This window comes from Paenibacillus rhizoplanae (genome assembly GCF_042684125.1).
In the GTDB taxonomy this organism is placed as follows: domain Bacteria; phylum Bacillota; class Bacilli; order Paenibacillales; family Paenibacillaceae; genus Paenibacillus_AQ; species Paenibacillus_AQ rhizoplanae.
This window is the reverse complement of the sequence record NZ_JBHUKY010000079.1, coordinates 50,947-76,308: the sequence shown is the minus strand read 5'-3', so window position 1 is coordinate 76,308 and position 25,362 is coordinate 50,947. Positions and strand designations below refer to the sequence as shown.

General features: G+C 57.4%; 18 protein-coding genes. 12 read left to right on the top strand and 6 right to left on the bottom strand.

Annotated elements, in window-relative coordinates:
• Positions 1 to 69: 69 nt before the first annotated feature.
• Together ACFSX3_RS29975 and ACFSX3_RS29970 are read right to left on the bottom strand one after the other, a co-directional pair.
• On the bottom strand, positions 70 to 1,575 hold the full coding sequence (locus ACFSX3_RS29975; RefSeq protein WP_209994889.1) for an amidase: 1,506 nt from the start codon (positions 1,573 to 1,575) through the stop codon (positions 70 to 72).
• A 102-nt stretch (positions 1,576 to 1,677) separates the two neighbouring features.
• Positions 1,678 to 2,259, bottom strand: a complete 582-nt coding sequence (locus tag ACFSX3_RS29970) for an LOG family protein (RefSeq protein WP_036696546.1) — start codon at positions 2,257 to 2,259, stop codon at positions 1,678 to 1,680.
• A gap of 581 nt (positions 2,260 to 2,840) precedes the next feature.
• On the opposite strand from ACFSX3_RS29970, the gene tyrS reads away from it, so the two are divergent.
• Complete coding sequence (gene tyrS, locus ACFSX3_RS29965) at positions 2,841 to 4,100, top strand: tyrosine--tRNA ligase (RefSeq protein ID WP_209994890.1); 1,260 nt, start codon at positions 2,841 to 2,843, stop codon at positions 4,098 to 4,100.
• A gap of 911 nt (positions 4,101 to 5,011) precedes the next feature.
• On the opposite strand, the gene ACFSX3_RS29960 is transcribed toward tyrS, so the two are convergent.
• Both ACFSX3_RS29960 and ACFSX3_RS29955 read right to left on the bottom strand, forming a co-directional pair.
• Entirely contained in the window at positions 5,012 to 5,500 is a 489-nt protein-coding gene (locus ACFSX3_RS29960; RefSeq protein ID WP_209994143.1) for a YfbM family protein, read from the bottom strand.
• Between the two features lie 42 nt (positions 5,501 to 5,542).
• Positions 5,543 to 5,728: a hypothetical protein gene (locus ACFSX3_RS29955; protein ID WP_036696552.1), complete on the bottom strand. Its 186-nt coding sequence runs from the start codon at positions 5,726 to 5,728 to the stop codon at positions 5,543 to 5,545.
• 221 nt (positions 5,729 to 5,949) lie between these two features.
• Here ACFSX3_RS29955 and ACFSX3_RS29950 point away from each other — a divergent pair, with 221 nt between their 5' ends.
• Positions 5,950 to 6,981 (top strand): FIST signal transduction protein, encoded by a 1,032-nt coding sequence (locus tag ACFSX3_RS29950; protein ID WP_209994144.1) that lies wholly within the window; start codon positions 5,950 to 5,952, stop codon positions 6,979 to 6,981.
• Positions 6,982 to 7,097: 116 nt separating this feature from the next.
• Positions 7,098 to 8,159 (top strand): methyl-accepting chemotaxis protein, encoded by a 1,062-nt coding sequence (locus ACFSX3_RS29945; RefSeq protein ID WP_209994145.1) that lies wholly within the window; start codon positions 7,098 to 7,100, stop codon positions 8,157 to 8,159.
• Positions 8,160 to 8,441: 282 nt separating this feature from the next.
• On the opposite strand, the gene ACFSX3_RS29940 is transcribed toward ACFSX3_RS29945, so the two are convergent.
• On the bottom strand, positions 8,442 to 10,430 hold the full coding sequence (locus ACFSX3_RS29940; RefSeq protein WP_209994146.1) for a beta-galactosidase: 1,989 nt from the start codon (positions 10,428 to 10,430) through the stop codon (positions 8,442 to 8,444).
• Positions 10,431 to 10,957: 527 nt separating this feature from the next.
• On the opposite strand from ACFSX3_RS29940, the gene ACFSX3_RS29935 reads away from it, so the two are divergent.
• From ACFSX3_RS29935 to ACFSX3_RS29895, 9 genes are all read left to right on the top strand, one after another.
• Positions 10,958 to 11,929, top strand: a complete 972-nt coding sequence (locus tag ACFSX3_RS29935) for an ABC transporter permease (protein ID WP_209994147.1) — start codon at positions 10,958 to 10,960, stop codon at positions 11,927 to 11,929.
• A gap of 16 nt (positions 11,930 to 11,945) precedes the next feature.
• Positions 11,946 to 12,830, top strand: coding sequence for a carbohydrate ABC transporter permease (locus ACFSX3_RS29930; protein ID WP_209994148.1), 885 nt, complete (start codon positions 11,946 to 11,948; stop codon positions 12,828 to 12,830).
• 42 nt (positions 12,831 to 12,872) lie between these two features.
• Positions 12,873 to 14,474, top strand: coding sequence for an extracellular solute-binding protein (locus ACFSX3_RS29925; protein ID WP_209994182.1), 1,602 nt, complete (start codon positions 12,873 to 12,875; stop codon positions 14,472 to 14,474).
• 90 nt (positions 14,475 to 14,564) lie between these two features.
• On the top strand, positions 14,565 to 16,931 hold the full coding sequence (locus ACFSX3_RS29920; RefSeq protein ID WP_209994183.1) for a helix-turn-helix domain-containing protein: 2,367 nt from the start codon (positions 14,565 to 14,567) through the stop codon (positions 16,929 to 16,931).
• Between the two features lie 118 nt (positions 16,932 to 17,049).
• Positions 17,050 to 20,025, top strand: coding sequence for an exo-rhamnogalacturonan lyase family protein (locus ACFSX3_RS29915; protein ID WP_379257247.1), 2,976 nt, complete (start codon positions 17,050 to 17,052; stop codon positions 20,023 to 20,025).
• Positions 20,022 to 20,717, top strand: a complete 696-nt coding sequence (locus ACFSX3_RS29910; RefSeq protein ID WP_209994149.1) for a DUF1961 family protein — start codon at positions 20,022 to 20,024, stop codon at positions 20,715 to 20,717. The genes ACFSX3_RS29915 and ACFSX3_RS29910 overlap by 4 nt, the downstream gene beginning before the upstream one ends.
• Before the next feature lie 19 nt (positions 20,718 to 20,736).
• Positions 20,737 to 20,919 (top strand): hypothetical protein, encoded by a 183-nt coding sequence (locus ACFSX3_RS29905; RefSeq protein ID WP_379257245.1) that lies wholly within the window; start codon positions 20,737 to 20,739, stop codon positions 20,917 to 20,919.
• 113 nt (positions 20,920 to 21,032) lie between these two features.
• A complete protein-coding gene (locus tag ACFSX3_RS29900; RefSeq protein ID WP_379258889.1) occupies positions 21,033 to 22,229 on the top strand; it encodes an FG-GAP-like repeat-containing protein in 1,197 nt (398 codons plus the stop codon).
• On the top strand, positions 22,229 to 24,649 hold the full coding sequence (locus ACFSX3_RS29895; protein WP_379257243.1) for a glycoside hydrolase family 88/105 protein: 2,421 nt from the start codon (positions 22,229 to 22,231) through the stop codon (positions 24,647 to 24,649). The genes ACFSX3_RS29900 and ACFSX3_RS29895 overlap by 1 nt, the downstream gene beginning before the upstream one ends.
• A 339-nt stretch (positions 24,650 to 24,988) precedes the next feature.
• Here the strand turns inward: ACFSX3_RS29895 and ACFSX3_RS29890 are convergent.
• The coding region (locus tag ACFSX3_RS29890; RefSeq protein ID WP_379313641.1) for a hypothetical protein at positions 24,989 to 25,362 on the bottom strand (374 nt) is incomplete at its 5' end.

Below are 25,362 nucleotides of genomic sequence, written 5' to 3'. Positions count from 1 at the left end.
GTCCGCAGCGTGAAGTAACGCTGCGGACGGCCCTTTGTGTCTAATTGTATTCAGGCAACGGAACAGGCTTCAAGCGAAGCCAGCATTCCCGCTCATCCCCACCCACAGCGGGGATTGCTCCAGACAAGCGGCGAGCTGCAATAGCAGGTCCTCGCGTCCCTTGGAGGCCATGACCTGGACGCCGATCGGCATTCCTTCGGCCGTAATGTGCACCGGCACACTCATGGCGGGTTGTCCGGTCAGGTTGGCGAGCTGTGTGAAGGGCGTGTAGGTCAAGCTCGGCTCGAACATCTCGTAGATCATCCGCCGCTGCGCGTCCTTCGGCAGCCCGCTGACCTGCATCAACTCCTCGGTCTCCGCCGCCGTCTGGGTCAGTTCCCCAACCTTAGGAGCGGAGTCCGCATTGGCCGGGGTAATGTACAGGTCGAAGCGGTCCATCAGCGCCGCCATCTGCGCAGCGGCTACATCCCATTCGTGCAGGCTGTGTACGAACTCTGCTGCCGAGACCTGCTTACCGGCTTCAGCCAGCACCCAAGTGACAATATCCACTTCCTCTGCCTTAATCGCACGGTTCATGGCGCTCTCCAGTGAGAGGAACATCGCGGATACCTCTCCGGCGTTCATCGTATAGTAGTTGTCCATCAGCCGGACCCCGTTGACCGGGCTCAGCTTCTCTTCCACCTCATAGCCCTCGGACTCCAGCCACTTGACCGTCTTCAGCACAGCCTCAACCGCTTCAGTGGATACCGGTGTTCCCACCGGCGAAGCGGTGGTGAAGGCGATCCGCAGCTTCCGCTGCGCAGGCTTCAGCAGATCGTCCAGGTAGACGCCCGGATACAGCGGCGTCTGAAAAGCCGCTTCCGGCTGCACCACCTGCAGCAGATCCAGCATCGCGGCGCTGTCCCGCACAGTGCGCGTCAGCGCAAAATCAATCGACGCGCCCTGCCACTGGCGGCCGATTCCCGGGCCGACCGGCGTGCGCCCGCGCGTCGGCTTCAGCCCGAACAGGCCGGTGAACGAGGCCGGTATGCGGATGGAGCCGCCGCCGTCACTGGCTCCGGCGGCCGGGACGATCCCGGCGGCAACCGCTGCCGCCGCACCGCCGCTGGAGCCGCCGGGTGAACAGGCGGGATTCCAGGGATTGCGGGCCGGGCCGTGAAGGAGGGGCTCGGTGATGTTTTTCAGCCCGAATTCCGGCGTATTCGTATGGCCCAGCGGGATGAAGCCGCCGCGCCGGATACGGGCCACATAGTTAGAGTCCCGCTTCGCTACATTGTCCTTCATCAGCAGAGCGCCCGAGGTCAGCGGTTCGCCGCCAATCGCCTGGGAGATATCCTTCAGCAGGAAGGGGACGCCGGCGAAGGGGCGGGTGAAGTCATCCGGATCTACGGGCATTTCCATGGCCTCCTTCAGCGCGGTCTCCCGGCGGGTGCGTACCACCGCATTCAGCAGCGGATTCACCTCATCCATCCTGGCGTAGGCGGCTTCCACAAGCTCATGTGCAGACACCTCCCGTGCCTTAACTAGGGCGGCAAGCCCCAGCGCATCATAACCGGAATAAGCAGACAACGACATAGGTATAACCTCTTTCTGGCAGGAACAGGCAGGCTACTTAGGTCAGGCTATAGCTGCAGTCTCGCGCATAGTATATTGCGTTATAGGGCGGGCAGAGACTTTTTAAGTGCGCTCATCTGTAAGATATTGCTTCACTGGAGGCGGCGTATACTCTGCGAACTGCTGCAGAATGCCCTCCGGCGTGGTAGCGTTCAGCATGATGGAATGATGCTTCTCCTGCATGAATTGTTCCCGGGCCATGTTGCTGAACAGGGCAATCAGCGGATCATAATAATGATTCACATTAAGCAGTCCGCAGGGCTTCTGATGCAGGCCGAGCTGCGCCCAGGTGAAGATCTCGAAATACTCCTCCATCGTGCCCGGGCCGCCCGGCATAGCAATGAATCCGTCCGCCAGCTCAGACATCTTAAGCTTCCGTTCGTGCATAGAGTCTACCATAATCAGCTCCGTCAGACGGGTGTGCTCGATTTCCCTTTGCTTCAGAAAATGCGGCAGCACCCCGATCACGCGGCCTCCCGCCTGCATTACGCTATCTGCAATAGCGCCCATCAAGCCTACAGTAGCTCCGCCATAGATCAGCGTAATGTTACGTGCGGCAAGCTCCTTGCCGAGTAGAATAGCGGATTCCTTGTATACGGGCGAAGCCCCTTCACTGGAACCGCAGAACACTGCGATACTCTTCATAAGCTGCTGACTCTCCTTTGTCTTAAGGTAATGTAATGTGCTTTGAAGAACGGTTGTTTCCTCTACCTAATGTATCACGGATTCAGGTGCATGTAACATTTTTCTCGCTGCCGGAGCAGGCGGTTTAATTGCGGTGGTGCTCTGCATTGACAACCTTTTGCGGAGCGGCTATACTTTCTGTAATCTTATAGTTGGTATACGTTGAACGAGCCAGTAGCAGCCTTGTCCCTGTTCCCAGAGAGCCGGGGGTCGATGGAACCCGGTACACACAAGCGGACTGCGAATTACGCCTCGGGAGTATCTTGGGTAATGCCAAGCGGAGCTAAGCGAACGATAACTCGCCTGAGAGTGGTACGGACCTGCCTGCGGTATTAGGTCTGTGCAATTTGGGTGGTAACACGGTTAATACTAATCGTCCCTGTGTCTGAATAGACAAGGGGCGATTTTTTGTTGTCTGTGCGGTTTGCTGGCTGGGTGCGTGGCGGGCTTAAGCTTCTGAGGCTGATGCGGTATAGCTGCGGTTTTTTTGACGGATATCAAGGGATATAGAACAATCACATACACAAAAGGGGCTGTACATGTTGAACATTATCGACGAGCTATTATGGCGCGATGCCATTAACCAGCAGACAGATGCGGACGGACTGCGTGAATTAACGAATACGAAGGCGGTATCGCTGTATTGCGGCGTGGACCCGACAGGCGACAGCATGCATATCGGCCACCTGATTCCGTTCATGATGCTGCGGCGCTTCCAGCTGGCCGGCCACCGTCCGGTCATTCTGATCGGGGGAGCTACGGGAACGATCGGCGATCCGAGCGGACGCCAGAGTGAGCGCTCTTTGCAGACGCTGGAGCAGGTGCAGGCGAATGTGGACGCCCTGACCGCCCAGATGAAGAAGCTGTTCCTTACTGACGGCGACAACCAGGTGCGGATGGTGAACAACTACGACTGGACCAAGGATATGAATGTTATCGAATTCCTGCGCGATATCGGCAAAAACTTCAGCATCAACACCATGCTCGCCAAGGATGTTGTCGCCAGCCGTCTGGACAGCGGGATCTCGTTCACCGAATTCTCCTACCAGATCCTGCAGTCTATGGACTACCTGCACCTGTTTCAGCACGAGGATGTGCAGCTGCAGATCGGCGGCTCGGACCAATGGGGCAATATTACCAGCGGCCTGGATCTGATCCGTAAAAAAGAAGGCAACGAAGCCAAAGCCTTCGGCCTGACCATTCCGCTTATGCTGAAGGCTGACGGCACGAAGTTCGGCAAATCCGCCGGCGGCGCCATCTGGCTCGATCCGAAGCAGACCACGCCTTACGAGTTCTACCAGTTCTGGGCGAACACCGATGACCGTGATGTGGTTAAATACCTGAAGTACTTCACCTTCCTGAGCAAGGAAGAGATTGAGGCGCTTGAGGAGAAGGTAGCCACTGAGCCGCATAAACGCGAAGCGCAAAAAGCGCTGGCCGAGGAAATGACCCGCTTCGTGCACAGCGAGGAGCTGCTGGAGCAGGCCAAACGTATCAGCGCGGCACTGTTCAGCGGCGATATCCGCTCCCTGACTGCGGACGAAATTGAGGAAGGCTTCAAGGAAATGCCGACCTTCACAGCGGGCACTGAGACCAAGAACATTGTAGACTGGCTCGTGGACCTGGGAGTGGAGCCGTCCAAACGCCAGGCGCGTGAAGATATTACCAAGGGCGCAATCTCGATCAACGGGGAGCGTGTGAATGAGCTGGAGACGGAGATTTCAGCTGCAGATGCCATCGGCGGCAAGTTCATCATCGTCCGCAAGGGCAAGAAGAATTACAGCCTGGTGAAGCTGGTCTAAGCGGAAGCTGCCGGGTGATGGATTGCGGAAGGCGAGTAGAGCGGGCCGGAAGTTGAGCCAGGTGAGCTAGAATGAGAATGGTGTGAAGTAACTGAGTGATTTGGCTATCCCGCTGTCAGCAGTGACAGGGATAGCCTTTTTTGGTGGTCGCGGAAGGTGAGACGGTCTCCCGCCTTCTTCTCTGACCACCATAGGCCGGAAGCGTAGCTGGATATGATGAGATTAGAGGGATAATCCCTCTAATCTTGCCGGAAATACCCTGAATGAGGGAATCAAGTGTATAAATCCCTCTAATCTTGCCGGAAATACCTTGAATGAGGAAATCAAGTGTATAAATCCCTCTAATAGGCTGCCGGGTGGGAAGAGGGAGGCAAATGAGGGGCACAAGTGCCCTTGAATTTAGCGCAAACGGCCGAAATGAGCCATTCAGGAGCATTAGTGCACCCGAATTCGGCAAAAGTCAGCGGCGAGCGGAAATGAGGAGCATTAGTGCACTTGAATTCGGCGCAAACGGCCGAAATGAGCAAATCAGGAGCATTAGTGCACCCGAATTCGGCAAAAGTCAGCGGCGAGCGGAAATGAGGAGCATTAGTGCACTTGAATTCAGTGCAAACGGCCGAAATGAGCAAATCAGGAGCATTAGTGCACCCGAATTCGGCAAAAGTCAGCGGCGAGCGGAAATGAGGAGCATTAGTGCACTTGAATTCGGCGCAAACGGCCGAAATGAGCAAATCAGGAGCATTAGTGCACCCGAATTCGGCAAAAGTCAGCGGCGAGCGGAAATGAGGAGCATTAGTGCACTTGAATTCAGTGCAAACGGCCGAAATGAGCAAATCAGGAGCACAAGTGCCCCTGAATTCAGCGTACGCACCTCACCCGTCCAGCCCGCCATCAGGCGGGCGAGTCAGGCTTCAAAACAAATAGAAAATAATGCCTTTACCAGCGGCCACAGTCTGGCTGTAGAAGCGCTGGATCTCGGTGAAGAACTGGAGCAGGTAGGCAAAGAACGCATCCGCGTCATCGTCAGAGACCGTATCAGGGTCCAGCGGGTAGACCTCCTCCTTGGCCATGGTCCGGAAATCATACCGCAGGCGCAGCTGCGCTTCATCCAGCTGGAAAATAGCGTCAAGCGCTTCGGCCACTTGTGCGGCACGCAGGCAGAATGCCCCGTATGCCCCAAACTCGATGCCTTGGTCTGAATGCAGCGGAACCACATATCCAAGTGGCGCAGGCCCGTCCGATATATCACCGCATAGCAGGTAGTGAATCGCCTCCCAGGTGCGGTCGATATCCAGCCCCGGGTATTTGTCTATGTTCAAGCTCCCAAGCTGGGTGCTGCCTGCTACAATCTGCTGTACCAGTTCATCTTCCATTGCAAAGTAATATCCGCGTATCGCCATTGTATCAGCCTTCCTTCCATGGTTGGGATAGAGCAGTTGTACTTAATCCTCAAGTAGTGCAAGCTTGTCTTCGAGTTCAGCAATCTTAAGCCGGATAGCTTCTGCCCGGGGCTCGTCCTGCGCCTTCACAGCAACTGCCAATTCATCGGCGGCTATGCCGATTTGATACTCCAGGTACGTATAGTCGGATGCGGCAGCAGGGTGGGTGGAGCGTTGGGAATAGGTCATATGCCGAAGCCTCTTTTCTGTGATCTGTGATATATTCATGATACAGGGTTTGCAGGAAGGGCTCAACCTCGTTCCAGGGAAACTCGGCACAGGCTGCGACATTGTTCACAGACAATGAACCCGGTTCTGGATTTACCATGAGTAGTATTGAAAATTATAGCTTAATTTTTCAGTAACAGTATGCGGGAGAATTTTCCGCAAAGGAAGGTTTGGTATACATAATGATTGCTGTATCTTTTAACACCTTGGACGAGGCCAGGCGCCATCTGGAGGAGCTGAACGTGAACCGTGGGCTGGTGCTGTTCGCTGAGGCTGCGGCTGTGCGGGAATTATCCCGTCATGCGCCTTCGCGGGCTGTATTGTGCTCAACCAAGGGGGAATATACTCCGCAGGGCTACCGCAGCGGCGTAATTACTGGTTTTGAATACGAAGCCGGTATAGCAGATATTGTGGGCATTCTGCACCCTCCCGTGCTTAGCGCAAGTACGCTGGAGACTGCATACCGCAATGTCCAGGGCAACCCTAACGCATTTCTGCTGCTGCTCTGTGACGGCACAGGCGGGATGGAAGAAATGCTGCTCTCCTCGCTGTATTTTATGGACCCGCAATTCAAGGTGGTTGGCGGCAGTGCGGCTGACGATGAGCGCGGCGAGACTTACCTTTTTATAGGAACCCGCCGGGTGCGGAACCTGGGGATTTATTTCAATATGCCTGCACGCACTGCCCTGGTCAAAGAGAATATATATGTCCCGGCCGGGAAGACGCTGCTGGTGACAGAAGCCGATGTGTTCGGCAGAAGGGTCTATTCCTTCAATGGCCGGCCTGCAGCCGGGGAATACGCGCGTGTCCTGGGCGTGCCGGAGAAGGAGCTGGCAGAGCATTTTCTGAGCAGCCCGCTGGGCAAAAGATACGAGGATGATCTGATCATAGCCTCCCCGAAGGCGGTTCATCCAGACGGCTCTGTCACCTTTTACAGCCAAATTATGTCTAGTACTTATGTGGAGCTGCTGAGTTCAGCTGATCCGCTGGCAGTGCTGGAGGAGACGCTGGGCGGCAGTCCGTTCAAGCCTTCGTTTGTCCTCAATATTAACTGTACGCTGCGGGACCAGCTGTTTACACGGGACGGTCTTTGGGGAGCTTTTGACAAGATGATGCTTGGGTTCTGCGGCAACACTACAGGCTTCATCAGCTATGGAGAGCAATATTATACTAAGCATGCCAATCAGACCATGATTCTGCTGCTGGTTGAATAAGGGAGAGTTGAAATCGGATGCAGTGGTTAAGCAAACTGCGCACAGCTTGGGGGAGAACCCCCTCTGCTGAAGGCGTTCAAAGTCACAGTAATACAAGCGGGTTAGCGGATAGAGCCATGGCAGAGCGTGTGATTGCGGCTAAGCATATGACCGCAGCTACGGGAACGGTTATGGCAGAGGGAAAAGTCGCAGTAGAGGAAGCAGGCACTAACGCACCTGTACCTCACAGCGGTAACGATAGCGGAGAGCCGTCTGCACATACTTCAGGCACGGTGTCTTATGGGGAACACGCTTATGCCTTGGCGGAGCAGATCCGCCTTGAGACTGGAGCTATCCTGAAGGAAGAGGCCCAACTGGTGGAGGAGTTTGAGGCCTTGCGGGCAGGCGGCGGGGAGATGATCAGCCAAATCGCCGGAACCCAGCAGCTGCTGGAGCATTTGAAAACCAACAACGGACAGACTGAAGATCTGATTAATGAAATGTACGGCAGCTTGTCCTACTCTTCCAACAAAATCGAATTTGCCAAGGAAGCCAATATCCAGATTTCTGCGGAAATGCAGAAGGCATCGGCGGTATTCACTGAATTCGTAACCTTGAATGAGGAGCTGCGGCAGCATTTCCGGAGCATCGAGCAGTTGGCGAAGATTATTACGGAGATTGCCGAGCAGACGAATCTGCTCTCGCTGAATGCGGCGATTGAGGCGGCGCGGGCCGGTGAGCATGGACGCGGCTTCGCCGTTGTCTCCACGGAGATCCGTAAGCTTGCTGACGGCACCCGCAGCCATGTGAACGAGATCATGGGTTCACTCTCAGGAATGACCCGTGTCATGGAGCAGATCCATAGCAAGTCCGGGGATGGGACGCTCGCGATGAACGAGACCACGGCGAAGATCGGCGAATCTACTATATATATGAATGAGATTGTAGTCGCTGAAGAGCAGGTCTTCGAGCATCTGGAGAAAATTCAGGAGTCCCAGGACAGCAGCATGGAGGACGTCGAGCAGATCAACGGTGACCTGCTGCGCATTTTGGAGAAATCAGGCCAGGACTCAGACCAGTTCCGTAAGCTGGTTCTTACCGTCCAGAAGAAGGCCGACCATTACCAGCAGCTGCTGAATCATTTGCATCAGATCGGGCTGCTCCAGCAGGCGGAAGAAGCAGAGAAGACTAACGTATAAGCAGATATGGTAAAAGGAAAACACCCGGCGGCGGGAGATGCTGCCGGGTGTTTTTGTGTTGTGACCGGCAACCGCGCTCTGCCAAAACAGTAATTGGATAAACAGCACTTAAATGAACCCATTTCCCCAAAACTGGCCTAAACGACCAAAATTAGTTGTCGTTAATGTTAATCCACTTGCTTCCGGAAATCCCTTGGAAACCAGAGTAGTAAGCTGCGTTTTTCCACTTGTGTGTTGGGAGACAGCGTTCTCCGCCATCTGCAGGAGGAGTATGATTCACAACTACAGGGCAATCAGCCTGTATTCATAAGCGCCAATGGACAGTGGATCGGCGGGCACAGCAGCGCCGGTCAACACATCCTGCCCGCTGCGCGGCAGGGTGACGCTGCCGCCAAGCCCGTCCATGTTGACGAGCGTCCACAGGTCTCCGGAAGCGCCGCGTCTCGGGCAGAGGATGGTGCCCGGCGTGACATCGCTGCGCAGGGTGACCCCGGCCCGGGCGGCGTAATGCTCAATCAGCGCGCTCAGCTGCTTGTCGCCCTCGCCGCCCGAGGGCAGCGAGCCGAGCATGACGATGGCTCCCTGGCCATAGGGCTGCTCGGTCAGGTAGGCCAAGCCCGGCGTCCGGCCTTCCTTGATAACGCCGATCACGGAAGCCCCGCCCGGCAGCGGCTCGAATACCGCGCTCCACAGGGATAGCGGTGCGGAGCAGCCGAAGGCCTCCCCGATGCTGCCCGTCCCCTCCATCGGGTAGACGAAGGTGGTATTCACTCCGGCGAAGCGCTCCAGTTCCCCCAGCGCAGCATCTGTATGCAGGGTATGCTCGGCGGTACGCCCTCCGCTAAGCGGGCCGACGATCCAGATGCCGCCGGCTTCAGCGAAGGCGAGTGCCTTCTGCATGTATTCCGGCGACAGATAATGGACAAAAGGCGTGAACAGCAGCTTATAGCCGCGTAAATCGCCGCCTTCCGGCAGCAGGTCACGGTGAACCCCCTGATCGAGAATCCGTCTGTAAAAGTCCCCGAGCAGGGAACGGTAGTTCAGCTGCCGGTGCGGCTCCGTGGCCAGAAACGCCTTGGCCCGGTCCGAATAAGCAATCGCCACCTCGGCCTTGAGCGGCCGGGTATTCAGCATGTGCGGCTCGATCCGCAGCCTGGCGGCGGAAGCTGCGCGCACATTGTCATACCCGAGTGCAGGCTGACCCCAGGCGCTGATAATCGAGCTGTGCGTCTGTTCGCTGCCCGTTCGCTGCTGCCGCCACAGCCAGTAGCAGAAGGCGCCTGCCCCTAGCGCGTAGGCGGCCACGGCTTCGGCGGTGAGATAGCCATCCGGGTGCGGCTCGCCGTAGCTTGTGAGCGAAGCGGCATAGGCCGGGCCGGTCTCCATCAGCCAGAAATCCCGCCTGGGCTTGAACCCGCGCCACAGATCACAGTTCAGCAGATAGGCGTGCCTGTTAGCCTGGGAAGCATAGGTATCGAACGAAGCGAAATCAAGCGTAGCGAACAGCTGCTCATTGTCCAGATGAAAAGGCACGTTGCTGTTGTGCGTGATCGGAGCCGCCGAATAGCGGCGGATGATCGCCGCCTGTTCCCCTGCGAAATCCGCGACCTTCTCCATTTGGAACAAGCGGTACTGGGTGACGAGCGATGAATTATGCAGGAAAGGCGTAGCCACGGGCTGCGGCACCTGATCGAACCGCTGGTAGGTGTGGCTCCACACGCCGGTTCCCCACGCCGCATTCAGCTCAAGGATGCTGCCGTAACGGTGCTCCAGCCATTCCTGCCACAAGGAGCGGCAGGACCCGCACATACATTCCGCCACATGTGCCTTCAGCTCGTTGTCGAGCTGCCAGGCGACTAGGCCGGGGAGCTGTCCCAGCACCCGGGCCAGCTCTTCCGTGATCAGCGCAGCCCGCTGCCGGAAATAAGGGTTATTCGTGCAGACATGCTGTCTGGACCCGTGGCTCATCACTGCACCGTCTGCCCGGACGAATAGGCGCTCCGGATGCCCGTGAGTGAGCCAGATTGGCGGGGTCGCGGTAGGCGTACACATAACCGTGTCGATGCCATGGGCATGGAGCTGCCGGATATGCTCAGCGAACGGCCGGACATCGATGGAGTCTTCCTCCGGCTCCAGCAGCGACCAGATGAATTCGCCCATACGTACCAGATTAATGCCAGTCTCCTGCATGAGCTGAAGATCCTGCTGCCGCTCAGCCTCCCCCCACAGCTCGGGGTACCATGCGGCACCGTAATATAGCTTTTGCTGCATTTCTTTTGACCTCCTGGAAAAAGCCCCACACAGGCTCTGTATGATCTTATCTTTCTATTCCCCATCCCTAAGCTATATAGTTTGAACTTGAAAACATAAATTTTGGGAGGAGTGGCGGAGGGGGATTTTGGAGCCGTAGGAGCGGTAGCGACCGCCTGAAAGCTTTCCGCAGGAAAGCTCGCTTCGGAAGCATCAGCTGTCTGCGGATTTCAACCGTTAAAAACGGTATAAATCAAGAAATCTGCAGAAGGGCAGCGGCCGGGAGCCCAAAACTTCTCTGGAGTCACGGCTATCCCATACTGAGAATTTACAAGGTTTAATTTATATAGTGTCCTGCCTCCACGGCAATAGTAAAGTTTTGCCGGTTTTGGACTTTATTGCGGAAGCGGTGCAGAAGCCGTACAAAGCGCTGTCCAAAAAGTCCGATTGCCGGAAAAACACCCGCCAACCATAATAGAAAGCGCAGCCACGGCAATGTAGTGAAGTGTAGTAGCGGAGGCTGCTTATCCATACGGAGGTGAATGTAAATGAAGCAAGGAGCGGCATTGGGGGCAGCAGAGGTAAGCGCAGGTACAAGCTTCCGCCGCAGCAGGCGGGAGCAGCGCTTCAGACGTCTGAAGCGGGACAAATGGCTCTATATTCTGCTCAGCCCCGGACTCCTGTATTTCCTGCTGTTCAAATATGTGCCGATGTGGGGAGTGCTGCTCGCGTTTAAGGATTATCAGCCTTTTCTGGGCTTTTGGAAGAGCAGCTGGGTCGGCCTGGAGCATTTCCGCACGTTTTTTCAGAATCCTGATTTCTTCATGCTGCTGCGCAATACGCTGGTGCTGTCGCTGTATAATCTGGTGTTCTTTTTCCCGGCACCGATCATCCTGGCGCTGCTGCTGAATGAAGTCCGTCTCTCCTTCTACAAAAGGACGATTCAGACGCTGATCTATGTCCCCCACTTCATCTCTATGGTCATCGTCGCCAGTATCTCCTACGTGTTCCTTACGACACAGGGCGGCGCGGTCAACGAATTCCTGTTCGCGGCCACCGGGCGCAAAATTGATTTCCTCGCCAATCCCGACTGGTTCCGCCCGATGATTATTCTGCAGACCATCTGGAAGGAATGCGGCTGGGGGACGATTATTTTCCTCGCTGCTCTGGCCGGTGTCGATGTGGAGCAGTATGAAGCAGCCGTGGTGGACGGGGCCAGCCGCTGGCGCCAGACCTGGCATATTACGCTGCCCGCAATCCGCAGCACGATTGTCATTCTGCTGATTCTGCGGATGGGCACGATTCTGGATAACGGCTTCGAGCAGATCTATCTGATGATGAATGCGCTGAACCGCGAGGTGGCCGAGGTCTTCGATACCTATGTGTATGCGCTGGGGATTACGCAGGGGGCATTCAGCTATAGCACCGCCGTCGGCCTGTTCAAATCAGTGATCGGGGTCGTGCTGGTGCTCGGCACCAACTGGCTCGCCAAGAAGTCGGGCGAATCTGGATTATATTGAAAAGGAGGTCAAGAGTGTGGCTAAACGTTACCGGAACGCCGGAGAGATTACCTTTGACGTCTTTAATTACGTGGTGCTGGGCATCATCGGGATCGCGGCAATCCTGCCGTTCCTGTTTGTAGTCGCCGGTTCCTTCGCCACCGAGGCGGAAATTACGAAGCGCGCTGTCTTTCTGATTCCGACGACTATCTCGCTGGACGCGTACCGGTTTATTTTCTCCACGGATACCATTGTCCGCAGCATCGGGGTGTCGCTGTATGTGACGGTGATCGGGACGGCAGTCAATTTGTTCTTCACAGTCACGATGGCGTATCCGATGGCGAAGCGGTACCTGATGGGCCGCAATCTGATCCTCAATCTGGTCATCTTCACCATGCTGTTCGGGGGCGGGATGATTCCCACCTATCTGGTGATCCGCGAGCTGCAACTACTCGATACGCTGAATGCCTTGATTCTTCCGGGGGCGATCAGCGCCTTCAATCTGATTATCGTGAAGAACTTCTTCCAGGAGCTTCCCGCTGAGATGGAGGAGGCGGCCCGCATCGACGGCTGTACCGAGCTGGGGCTGCTGTGGAGGATTGTGCTGCCGCTGTCGAAGCCTGTGCTGGCGACGTTCACCCTTTTTTATGCGGTGGGACACTGGAATAACTTCTTCTCGGCGCTGCTCTATATTAATGATCCGTCCAAGTGGCCGCTCCAGGTGATGCTGCGTCAGATCGTCATGCTGTCACAGTCGGCAGCGGGAGATCTCAGCTCCATGGACCCGAATTTCGTGCAGCCGCCGGAGCAGTCAATCAAAATGGCCGTAATCGTAGTCGGCACCCTGCCGATTATGTGCGTCTATCCGTTTCTGCAGAAGCATTTTGCCAAAGGGGTGATGCTGGGTTCAGTCAAAGGGTAAGCGGTTAGTCAACATATAAAGGGAGGCCAAGTGATGAAGAAGATGAAGCGGAGCAGAGGTTCACGGTCTGCGAAAAAAGGGTTGTTCATGCTGCTGGCTATGATGATGATGCTAAGTGTATTGTCCGGCTGCGGCGGCAATGGGGAGAATGCGGGAGCGGGACAGAAGGAGCCTGCCGGGGACAACGGGAAGGCAGACAGTACAGCTAAGGGGGAGAAGCCGCTTGAGCTGACGTTGATGCTGCCGATTTTCAAAACCAATTATCCGAAGGACGGCAGTCCGGTGGCCGCCAAGCTGGAGGAGCTGACGAATACCAAAATCCACTTCGAATGGGTGCCGAATGCATCCTATGCCGACAAATTCAATATTACGCTGGCTTCCGGCAAGCTGCCTGATATTATGTATGTAGGTGATGTGAAGGCATCCAGCTTCGTCAATGCGGCCAGATCCGGCGCTTTCTGGGAGGTGGGTCCGTATCTCAAGGATTATCCGAATCTCAGCGGGGCGAAGGAGGTCATTCTGAATAACTCGGCCATCGACGGCAAGAATTACGGGATCTACAGGGGGCGGGCGCTGGGACGTAACGGCGTGGTGTTCCGCAAGGACTGGATGGAGAAGCTGGGGCTTGAGAACCCGAAGACCGTGGATGAGTTCTATTCGATGCTGCAAGCGTTCAAGGAGCAGGACCCGGACGGCAACGGTCAGGCGGATACTTACGGCATGGTGCTGGTCAAGTGGACCGGCCAGTGGGCCAGCGGCTTCGATACGATGAAGCTGTGGTTCGGTTCCCCGAACAAGTGGGGCGTGCAGGAGGGCAAGCTGGTGCCTGAGCACGAATACCCAGGTTATTTGGAAGCGCTTAAATTTATGGAAAAGCTGTACGACGAGCAGTTGATCAACGCCGACTTCGCGGTGATGGACAGCTCCAAATGGAATGATCCGGTCGTCAACAACAAGGCCGGTGTCATTGTCGATGTGGTCGATAACGCGGCACGGCTGGATGACAAGATTCATGCCGCTCTGCAAAAGGAAGGCAAAGACGAGCCGGAACGCCATTATATGGATGTTATCGGCGGTGTGAGCGGAGCGGACGGCGCGCTGCATACCCTCCCGACCTCCGGCTTCTCCGGCATGCTGGCGATTCCGAAGTCTTCGGTCAAAACCGAGGAGGAGCTGAAGCAGGTGCTGGCCTTCCTGGACCGGCTGAATGATGAGGATCTGCAGACGATGCTGAATTACGGTCTTGAAGGGGTGCATTACAAGCTGGTGGACGGATATATCGAACGCTCCAGCGATACCGTTCTGCTGGAATCGGAAGTGGAAGGCCTGAACCAGATGCTGCCGTTTATCCCTGAGGACAAGGCGAAGCAGGTGAAGCAGACGCCGCTGCGGCTGAAGCAAACTGATGTACAGAAGACGAATGAAGCGACGATTGTGACCAATCCGGCGGAGGCACTGATCTCGGCAGTCTATACGCAAAAAGGCTCGCAGCTGGATAACGTAATCAACGATGCGCGTATCAAATTTATTGTCGGCCAGATGGATGAGGCCGGGTTGAAGTCCGCTTTTGAAGTATGGCGGAAGACTGGCGGGGATGAGCTGGTGAAGGAAATGAATGAATTGTACGCCTCAGGCGGCAAGTAAAGTCCGGTCCTGCTTCAGTCTCCGGCCGGTCTGTCCCCGCTGCGGCTGCATGACTGCAACGCTAAACTAAGGATTCGGCTGGTGAAACGAATGGAGAATGAAGCAGCAGGAGCGCGGAACAGGTATACCGGGGCCCGGGCGGAACGCAAGGGCCGTTATTACCGCAGTAATCTAATTATTGTGCTGATCGTCTCGTCCATTCCCGGGCTGATTATTGGGCTGCTGGTCTATTTTATGGCCGGGGGGAGTCTGGAAAAGGAGCTGCTCCGGATGCATAACCGGCAGATTGAGCAGCGGGCGGACAACATTAATGAGCAATTGTCCAATCTGGAGCTGATGCTGGCCCACTGGGCGTTCGATCCGAAGTTCGATTACGGACTGAGCAACATGGATTTCACCCGGAATCATGAACGGGCCTGGGATATTACGAAGACGCTGGTAGTCATGCAGGGCTCGAATTCCATGGTGCGGCAGGTTGAGCTGTATCTGGCCGGTAATCAGCCGGTGCGCTTCGGGACGGAGTACGGGACGTTGTCTGCGGAGGAGGAAGTGCTGTACGGGAAGCTGCTGAAGCAGGAGCGGAGCACGTACTGGACGGAATGGGCTTTTGATCCGGTGAACCCGGAGCAGAAGGAGCTGACGCTGGTGCACCACATCCCCGGCGGCAGCCGTGAGCCCTTCGGGGCGCTGCTGCTGCGGATGGATACAGAGAAGGTATCGGCGATGCTGCGGACCATGACCCCGTATAACACCGGGGAGGTCTTCATGCAGCAGAAGTCCGGCGGCCTGTTCATCTCGGGGGGCGGAATGGATGCGCCCACGCCGCTGGTTACGGCGCTCCAGGCAGCTATTACAGCCAGGGGCAGCCAGGCCAGCGGATCATTTCTATACGACTGGGACGGGATTACTTATGCGGTGACCTATGGTGATTTCTCGCGGATTGCCAGTGAGTGGCGGTATGTGTCGGCTTCACCAATCTCCAGCGTAACCTCTCCGGTGGTCCGGCTGTCCCGGATCATTATCCTGGTCAGCTTGTCCGCCTTGCTGCTGGCGGCGGTCCTCTCCTGGATTGCTTCCCGCCGGATCTATTCGCCGGTCCGCCGCCTGCTTCAGACGCTGCTCCCTGAGCATGCGGCCTCCGGGGACCGGGTGGATGAGCTGACGCTGATCGAGCGGCACTGGCAGAACCTGCACGGGCAACAGCATGCCCTCGAGTACACGCTTTCGGAGCAGCTTCCGTACGTGCAGCAGAGCTTCCTCCACCAGCTGTTCCAGGGATATCTGTATGCCTATTCCGAACAGGATCTCCAGAGCCGGATGAAGCAGTACAAGTGGGAAGTGGAGAACTGTACGTTCGTGGTGCTGTATATCCAGCTGACCGGCATCTCCAGTCTGGAGGCCAAGTTCCGCAGCGGTGACGAGAGTCTGGTGTCGTTCGCGGCTGTGAATATTATCGGGGAGCTTGCTAAGGAGCATTTCGGGCGGGCGGAGACGGTCAATCTGCATGACCTTACCTCCGGTATGCTGCTGATGGAACCGGGAAGCGGCCCGGACCCGGCCCGCGTGGGGGCCTTCGGTGAAGAGCTGGCGGCTACCCTTAGCCGGATGCTTAAGCTTCAGGCCACGGTGGCGTACAGTGCAAGGATCGGGAGCATTTCCGCTATTCCGCGGTCGTTCGAGGCGGCGAAGCAGGCGGCCAGCCACAGCAGGTACGGGGGCGGGAACCAGATCATCAGCCTGGAGCAGCTGGAGCGGGAGGGGCAGGGTACACCTATGCCGCAGTATTCCTTCACGCTGGAGCGCGGGCTGATTCAGGCGATGCGGACCGGTGAAGCGGAGGAGGCGGACCGGCTGCTGGAGGAATTCCTGGAGACGCTCTCCGCAGGCGGCGCGAAGGTGATTGACGTACAACAGGGCATGCTGCATCTGCTCGGCGCGATCCTTCATGCCGTGCTGGAGGCCGGGATGGCCCAGAGCCAGCTACTGCGCGGCAGGAATCTGTATGCCAGTCTCTCGCAGATTCATGAGCCGGGCCTGATTCTCTCCTGGTTCCGCACGCAGGTGATCGCTCCCTTCCTGAAGGAGCTGTGCGAACGCTCTGACGCCGGTATCAGGCGGACGATTGATCAAGCGATGCTGTACATTCAGCAGCATTATATGGACAATATCTCGCTGGACAGCTGTGCGGATTATACAGGGACCAGCCCTTTTCTGCTCAGCAAATCGTTCAAGCGGGTCACCGGACAGAATTTCATCGATTATGTAACGGAACTGCGGCTCACCAAGGCGAAGGAGCTGCTGCGGGACACGGATCTGAAGATGAACGATGTCGCCTTGCAGGTCGGCTATCAGCAGAGCTATTTCAACCGGATTTTCAAAAAACAGGAGGACATCACTCCGACACGTTACCGTGAATTGAGCCGGCAGGAGGGGAAGAAGGAGAACGGGACCCGTTAAGCGGGAACCGGTTCAGAATGACTGCGGCTAACTTCATGTGATCCCGGCGTCTGCAAGCCTCCTGCTCCGGGAACGGTTCATTCGTCCGGGTGATGTCCCATCAAGGAGATGACAGAAGATGACCTCTTTATCCTCGGCCCTGCCGGTCCAGTTACGGTGGCTGAAGCCGCCTGCTGCAGCTGCAGGGGTGACCTGGGGTGTCCCCTGGTCCAAGGGAGATCTGAAGCGCGGAGAACTGGCCGCGCTATATCTTGGCGGGGCGGATGACGGCTCCCGCCTGCCGCTGCAGAGCCGCCCGGCTGCGTATTGGCCGGACGGCAGCATCAAATGGTCTTTGCATTCTGCCGTATGCCCTGAAGGGAGTACGGCAGGATATACGCTGGAGCGCTCTGCCGGGCAGAGCGCTGTGCCCGCAGCCTTCCAGGTATCCGTGGAAGAGACGGAGGAGGCTTATATCGTCGATACCAGCAGCATTCGTTGCACCGTGGTCAAGCATGGCCCGGGCGTAATCTCGCGGATCATCCGCCGGGACACGGCGGCACCCGGGGAGCCGGATGGCAATCACGGACATTATGGAGCTGTGGAGGCGGCGTTGGGATCAGGTGTGGGTGTGAGTGCAGATGCTGATGTGGGTGCAGATACTGATGTGGGTGCAGATACTGATGTGAGTGCAGATACTGATGTGAGTGCAGGCGTTAATGTGAGTGCAGATACTGATGTGAGTACAGATGTGAGTACAGTTACGGATGCAGGTGCAGATTCAGAGGGTGCAGCTACAGACGTAGCGCCGCAGTCCTGCACGGCAGAGCAGCTTGTGTGCAGCGGAAGCGAGCTGGTCTGTCTCCGCGAGCAGCGGGACATCCTCAGCGGGGAGCTGACGCTGCGGCAAGAACGGTTCACCGGAGTAACGCTGAAGGCCAGTCTGGAGGAAGCTGGTCCGGTGCGTGCCGTGATCCGGCTGGACGGGCGGCATAGAAGTACAAGGGGAGCCCGGGAATGGCTTCCTTATACTTTAAGGCTCTATTTCTATGCCGGGCTTGCGTCCATCCGGCTGGTGCATACCTTCCTTTATGACGGCAACCCGCAGCAGGATTTCATCAAGGGGCTTGGCCTGTTGTTCAAGGTGCCGCTTAGCGGTCCGCTGTATAACCGCCATGTCCGGCTGGCGGGCAGCGGGGGAATCTTCAGCGAATCCCCCAAGACACTCCAGACCCGCAGAACCCGGGGCAAATATGCCGATATGTTTGCCGGACAGCTTGAGGGGCAGAGCCAGCACTTTGACCCGGTGGAGGATGCCTATTTCACCAGCCTGCTCCAGGATTCTGCGGTCTGGGACAGCTTCCGGCTGGTGCAGGACTCCCCCGAACATTATGCCGTGCATAAGCGGACCGGACCAGAGTGCACCTGGATTAAGGGCGCTGAAGGCCGGAGAGCCGGAGGGCTGGGCTATATCGGTTGTGACGGCGGGGGGCTGGCTGCCGGAGTGAAGGATTTCTGGCGCAAGCACCCGTCCGGGCTGGAGATCAGCGGCACCTCTGGCGCGGAAGCGGCGTTAACCGTCTGGTTATGGACGCCGGAGGCGCAGGCGATGGACCTGCGCCACTATGATACGAAGACGCATGTCGAGTCCTCCTATGAAGGCGCAGAGGAACTCCGGGCAACCCCTTACGGCATCGCCAATACGAACGAGTTGACCTTGTGGTGTACCTTGCGGACGCCGGATTCCGGGCAGCTTCGGCAGATGCAGCAGCAGGCAGATGAACCGCCGCTGCTGGTCTGTGAGCCCGAGTACTACCACCGCAGCCGGGCGTTTGGACTATGGAGTCTGCCGGACCGGAGCACGCCGGCCAAGGCGTACCTGGAGGAGCGGCTGGACGGGATCATCAGCTTTTACCAGAAGGAGATTGAACAGCGGAAGTGGTATGGCCTGTGGGATTACGGCGATTTCATGCACAGCTATGATCCGGTCCGCCATGTCTGGAATTATGATCTGGGCGGCTGTGCCTGGCAGAATGCCGAGCTGGTGCCGAATATGTGGCTGTGGGTGAGCTTCCTGCGGACCGGACGCGCGGATATTTACCGGATGGCTGAAGCGATGACCCGGCATACCAGCGAGGTGGATGTGTATCATTTCGGGGAATATGCAGGCCTTGGCTCCCGGCATAATGTCGTGCATTGGGGCTGCGGCTGCAAGGAAGCGCGGATTGCTATGGCGGGACTGCACCGCTATTTCTATTATCTCACCGGGGATGAGCGGACGGGCGACATCATGGACAGTGTGAAGGATGCGGATTATTCCACGGTGACGCTGGACCCGATGCGGGCTTATTTTCCGCAGGACGAATTCAAGACGCATGTGCGGGTGGGGCCGGACTGGGCCGCGTTCAGCTCGGGCTGGATGACCCGCTGGGAACGCTATGAGGATACAGCCTACCGCGACAAAATCCTAACAGGCATCGGCTGCATCAAAGCAGCCAACCTGCGGCTGATCTCCGGTCCAACCTATGGATATGATCCCGCAACGGGTATTCTCAGTCCCATGGGCGATGACAACTGGGGACGGCACTTGGCGATCTGCATGGGTGGGCCGCAGGTGTGGTTCGAGCTGGCGATGATGCTGGAGGACCCGGAGTGGGAGGACATGCTTGCTGAGTTCGGTGTCTTCTATAACTTGCCGGAGGAAGAAAAGCTGCTTAGATCTGGAGGTGCGATTACAGGCAAGCAGCGCTTCGAGCATCCGGTGCTGAGTGTGGCTATTGCCGCCTACGGCGCTTGGGTCAAGGATGACCGGGCTACGGCGGAACGCTGCTGGAGCATTCTGCTTGAGAACCCGTTCGGCATCGTCAATCTTCAAGCGGAGCAGAAGCAGGTGACTTATACGGAAGCGCTGGATGAGGTGGATTGGATGAATACGAACGAAGCCTCGCAGTGGTCGCTGAATACGATCATTGCGCTGGAGCTGATTGCCGAGTCTCTGCCTGCACGGGAAGGTGTGTCGGGAGCGGGGGATGTAACTGGTGCGGAAGCTGGAGCTAGTAAGGTGATAGGAGCAGGTGAAGGTGCTGGTAACGGAAAAGGAGAGGTGGATCAATGACTACGCAACAGGCAGATGCAGACATTCCTGATGGCTGGCGTGAGATCTACCGCAATACGCTGGAGGGTCCCGCTCAGGTGGAAGGCTTCCACATGGAAGGCGATGGCGCAGTTACTTTTCCGCAGGGGCGGTTAAGGCTGGAGAGCACCCGGGGGGCTGAGGAAGGACAGAAGGCGAATGTGGTTTTCTGGTGCCCTGAGGTTTTTCCGGCGGAGCTTGCCATCTCCTGGAGGTTCCGCCCGCTGCGCGAGCCGGGGCTGGCCATTCTGTTCTTCGCGGCTGCGGGTGCCGGGGGCAAGGATCTGTTCGACCCGTCCCTGCCGGTCCGCACGGGCGAATATGACCAGTACCACCATGGGGAGATGGATGCCTATCATATCTCGTATTTTCGCCGGATGTGGGAGGAGGAGCGGGCTTTTCACACCTGTAATCTGCGCAAAAGCTACGGCTTCCACCTTGTCGCCCAAGGGGCTGATCCGCTCCCGGATACCGCCGATATGACGGAGGCCTACCGGCTGCTGGTGGTGAAGCGGGGGGCTGCTGTGACTTTTGCCATCAATGGATTGCCGGTGCTGCATTGGGTGGATGACGGATCGTCCTTCGGTCCGTTGCTCGGCGCTGGCAGACTTGGCTTCCGCCAAATGGCTCCGCTGATAGCGGAGTATAGCGACCTGGTCGTCTATGCTCCCTGAAGCTTGGATAGCTGGATGAATGGATGAACGTCTGGTCGGCCTGTTCAATCGGTACGGGATCAAGGGCTTGCTGCCGCATCTGGGCATTGAATATGCCCGCACAGTGCAGTCTACCGGCGGGTTCGCCCTCCCGGAGGACTGGCTGGAGGTTGGCGGTGCGGTAGTCGAGGTGCCCGGGGAACGGACTATGGATCTAGGCTGATACAGAACAGGGATAGAGCGAAGGAGGATTTCACAGTGAATCATAGGGATCGTACTCAAAAATTGCACCGGCTGGCCGGGCTGGATATCTCCGCCGCCGGTCCAAGATGTAAAATGCTGCTCGGCGATCTGGACGGGGACGGCCGGACTGAACTGCTGCTGGTGCAGCCGGATAACCGCCAGGATGTCCGTTATATTCCGCATCAGGTGCAGTGCCTGACGGCTTATAATCTGGATGGCGGTCTGCTGTGGCAGACGGGGAAGCCGGACCCGGATGCAGGCAGCCAAGGCTCCGATTATCCGGCGCAGATTGCCGATATCGATGGTGACGGGGCGCTGGAGGTACTGTGTGTGATGAATGACCAGCTGCATATTCTGGAGGGGGCGACGGGCAAGGTCAAAGCGGTTCATCCGCTGCCGGCGAAGGAGGCACATGACTGTATCATTATTGCCAACCTGTCAGGCGGCGATTATCCTTCCGACATCATTCTCAAAGACCGCTACCATCAGTTATGGGCACTGGACCGGGACTTCCGGCTGCTCTGGACCCACCAGGGCAATGTGGGGCATTATCCCTGGGTGTTCGATCTGGACGGTGACGGGCGCGATGAGATCATGGCCGGATATGATCTGCTCAGCGCGGAGGGCAAGCTGCTATGGAGCTGCAAGGATCTGGAGGATCACGCGGACTGCCTGTGGGTCGGCGATGTGAACGGAGACGGGGTACCGGAGCTGGTGATCGGCGGCAGTGTGACAGTGATGTACGACCGTAACGGGCGCGAGCTATGGCGGTATGAAGGATCTGTCGAGTCGCAGCATCTGGCGCTCGGGCGGTTCCGCCCGGACCTGCCCGGCCTGCAGATTGCGGGCCTTGACCGTCTGGTCCGCGAGGATGACGGCAAGGGTCTCCGGGGCAAGGATGCCATGTTCCTGCTGGACCAGTCCGGCCGGGAGCTGTGGAAGGAAGAACGTACCACTGACGGATGGCTGACCATTGTCGAAGCCGTCAGCCGGTTCTGGCCGGATGCACCCGACTATATTCTAGCGTACCGTCGGGGCGAAGCTGTGCTTCCTGCTCTCTATGACGGCTATATGAATATCGTTGCCGAGTTCGCTGAGCAGGGCTACGCCGTGCACGGGGATCTGCTGGGCAGCGGAACCGAGCAGGTCATTATTTATACGGATGACCTGGCCGCCGTCTATGCCGGTGAAGCACTCCCGCTGCAAGCGGCGCACCCCGGGCAACAGCTGCCCCAGCCCAAACGGCTGTACAGCTCCACCCTGTACCCCGGTGGTGAGGTGGCGTTGTGATGGGGGGCTACTTTCATCCGCGCCATTCCATCGTCCGCACAGCCGGAGAGCATACGGAAGCGATGCTTGCCATCATAGCGAACCGCTATATTGGTGCGAATCCGCCGCAGCCCCCGGTCTATCGCGTTCATCTGGAGAACAGCTTCCCGCGGCTGGCGGATTGCCGGTATGAGCTGAACCTGAAAGAACGGCTGCCTGAGCTGCGGGACGGGGAATTTGTCTATGTCTGGGGGAAGCTGTGGAGCGATACGGACAGCGATATTCCGCTCGCTCTCAGCTGCTTCGGTCCGGTAACGGTCTATGTTAACGGCGTTGCTGTGTTCGCGTCCAATCTCAACGATGATGTGTTCCCGGACCGCAAGGCGTTCTTTCGTACCGGGCTGAAGGCAGGCTGGAATCACTTCCTGCTGGAATGTATCGCCGTCGGCACCGGCTGCGGCGGGATTTTTGGCACCGGGAGCGTGAAGGGTGCTCCGCTGCATTTTCTGGCCCCGACTGCGGAGCACAGCGGCTGTGAGGGCTGGATCTACAGCGCTCCGCAGCAGAGCAGATGGGCGCTGCAGCCGGAGGGAGGCGGCGCTCCAGAGGGAGGCGGCGCTCCAGAGGGAGGTGGCGCTCCAGAGGGAGAGGCTGCGGCGCACCGCGTGGAGCCTTCGCAGCGCGTCCGCTGCGGCGAAGCCGTAGAGGCCGCCGAAGCTGCGCTGGCGGCCCGCTGTGCCTGGTATCCGGCGGCCGGATGGCCGGATGGCAAGGCACAGAGCGGGAACCTCGCGCGCGTGCTCGGCGCGGTGCCCGGCGCGAAGGCGCTAGCCTGGAGCAGGCTGGCGGTTACAGCGCCCGGCGGAACTGACGCCCGGCTGGTCCTCCGCAGCCGGGATGTAGCGGCACTCAAGGTCTATGTGGATGGCAGGCTTGCCGCCATCCAGGCCGAAGCGAGTGCCGGCCTTGAGTGTGTGCTGCCGCTGAGCTTCGGCAGCCATGACCTGCTGGTCGAGGCCGTGTGCGGCGGCCCCGGGTGGGGCTTCCGCCTGGAAGCGGCGGAGGCTGGGAACACATCAGAGGTCCAGGTGGAAGCGGAGTGTAGCGCGGCTCTTGCGGAAGCTTCACCCTGCTGCTCTCCGCAGGGAACCTTGAATAAGGGAGCTGGCGCCAGTGGAGTCCACGGCACAGTGAAGCTGGTGAGTCCTTATCCGGTGGAAGGGCAGACCGGGACATGGTTGTATCTGGGTCCGTTTCTACAATCGGCGGCACCGCAGCCTGCGGAAGCGGCTTCTATGGATGCTCCCTTCGGTGATGGGGCGGAGGAATGCTTTTGGCGGGTGGACCGTCCTGGCGGCGCAGTCAGGCCCTATCTGGAGAGTGCGCTCTACGGCCGCTGGAATTATCCGCTCGGGGTAACCCTATATGGTCTGCTGCGTACCGGTCAAGCTCTGGGCGATCCTCATTATACCGCATATACCAGACGACATATTGAGCAGTGTACCCGGCTTCATACTTATTCGCTCTGGGACCGCAGCCGCTATGGTGCTCCGGGTATCAACCAGCAGCTGGCGCTCATCGACTCACTGGATGACTGCGGCTCCTTCGGTGCGACGATGCTGGCTGCCCATGCCGAACAGCCGCTGCATGGAGCACCGGAAACAGCGGCGTATATCGCCCGGTACATTCAAGATACGCAGTCCCGCGATAAGGAGGGGGCGCTCTACCGTACACGGGGCACCACCGATTTCATGCAGGGAACGATGTGGTGCGATGATCTATATATGAGCACTCCGTTCCTGAGCCGTTATTATCAGCTGACGGGAGATATCGATTATTTGGATGATGCAGTGTCGCAATTTCTCCATTATCGTGATCGCCTGTTCCAGCCGGAGCTTGGCATTATGCATCATGTATATGACTATAAATTCGGCAAGCCGAACGGTGTAGCCTGGGGCAGAGGCAACGGCTGGGTGCTGTTCTCGCTGACAGAGCTGCTGGAGGTACTGCCGGAGCAGCATCCGCAGCGGGAAGAACTGCTGGATTATTACCGGCTGTTGTGCGAAGGATATTTACGGCTGCAGGACGCCGCAGGATTATGGCATCAGGTTCTGACCGATCCCGAATCTTATGCGGAGGCATCCTGTTCCTCGATGTTCGTGTATGCTTTTGCACGCGGTGTGCGTAGAGGTTGGTTGACAGAGCCGTATCCATATGCCGATGCAGCGTTACGCGGCTGGATGGCGCTGGCCGAATACTGCATCGATCATCAGGGGAACGTCTATGGCGTCTGCCGGGGATCGGGCTATTCCTTCAACAAACTATATTACATGGAGCAGCTGACCTGGCAGCTCAATGATACTCACGGAATCGGAATAGTGCTGCTGGCCGGTATTGAAGCGCTTGAGCTTAGACGGAAGCTGGAGGCGCAGCGCATATAAGTTGTAGTGTAATAGAGGATGCTGAAAAAAGTAATTTATCAATCAGAGGCTGTTGCTACTCATGCAGAGTTATCTTCATCTGCTTGAGTGCGACAGCCTCTTTTTCATGCAGCCATACAGCCGCAGAACCCGTGAATCGCGCGTAAACTGGAACATTGATCGATATAGTGAGAAAAGTAAATTTTATTTTACTGGGTGCGACTTAATGAGGAAGCGGGCCGTGTGTAGGGTGCTAGGCCGAAATGAAAGGGATAAATCCCATTAATGCGGCTAAAAGTGGATGATAAGCCGAAATGAAGGGGATAAATCCCATTGATACGGCTAAAAGTGGATGATCAGTCAAAATGAAAGGGAAAAATCCCATTGATTCAGCTGAAAATGGGCGGTGAGCGAAAATGAGAGGGATAAATCCCTCTGAGCCGTCAGAATGAAGAGCACAAGTGCCCCTGAATACGCCCAAAGCGGGCGGACAGCGTAAATGAAGAGCACAAGTGCCCCTGAATACGCCCAAAACGGGCGGACAGCGTAAATGAAGAGCACAAGTGCCCCTGAATTCGCCCAAAGCGGGCGGACAGCGTAAATGAAGAGCACAAGTGCCCCTGAATTCGCCCAAAGCGGGCGGACAGCGTAAATGAAGAGCACAAGTGCCCCTGAATACGCCCAAAGCGGGCGGACAGCGTAAATGAGGAGCACAAGTGCCCCTGAATTCGCCG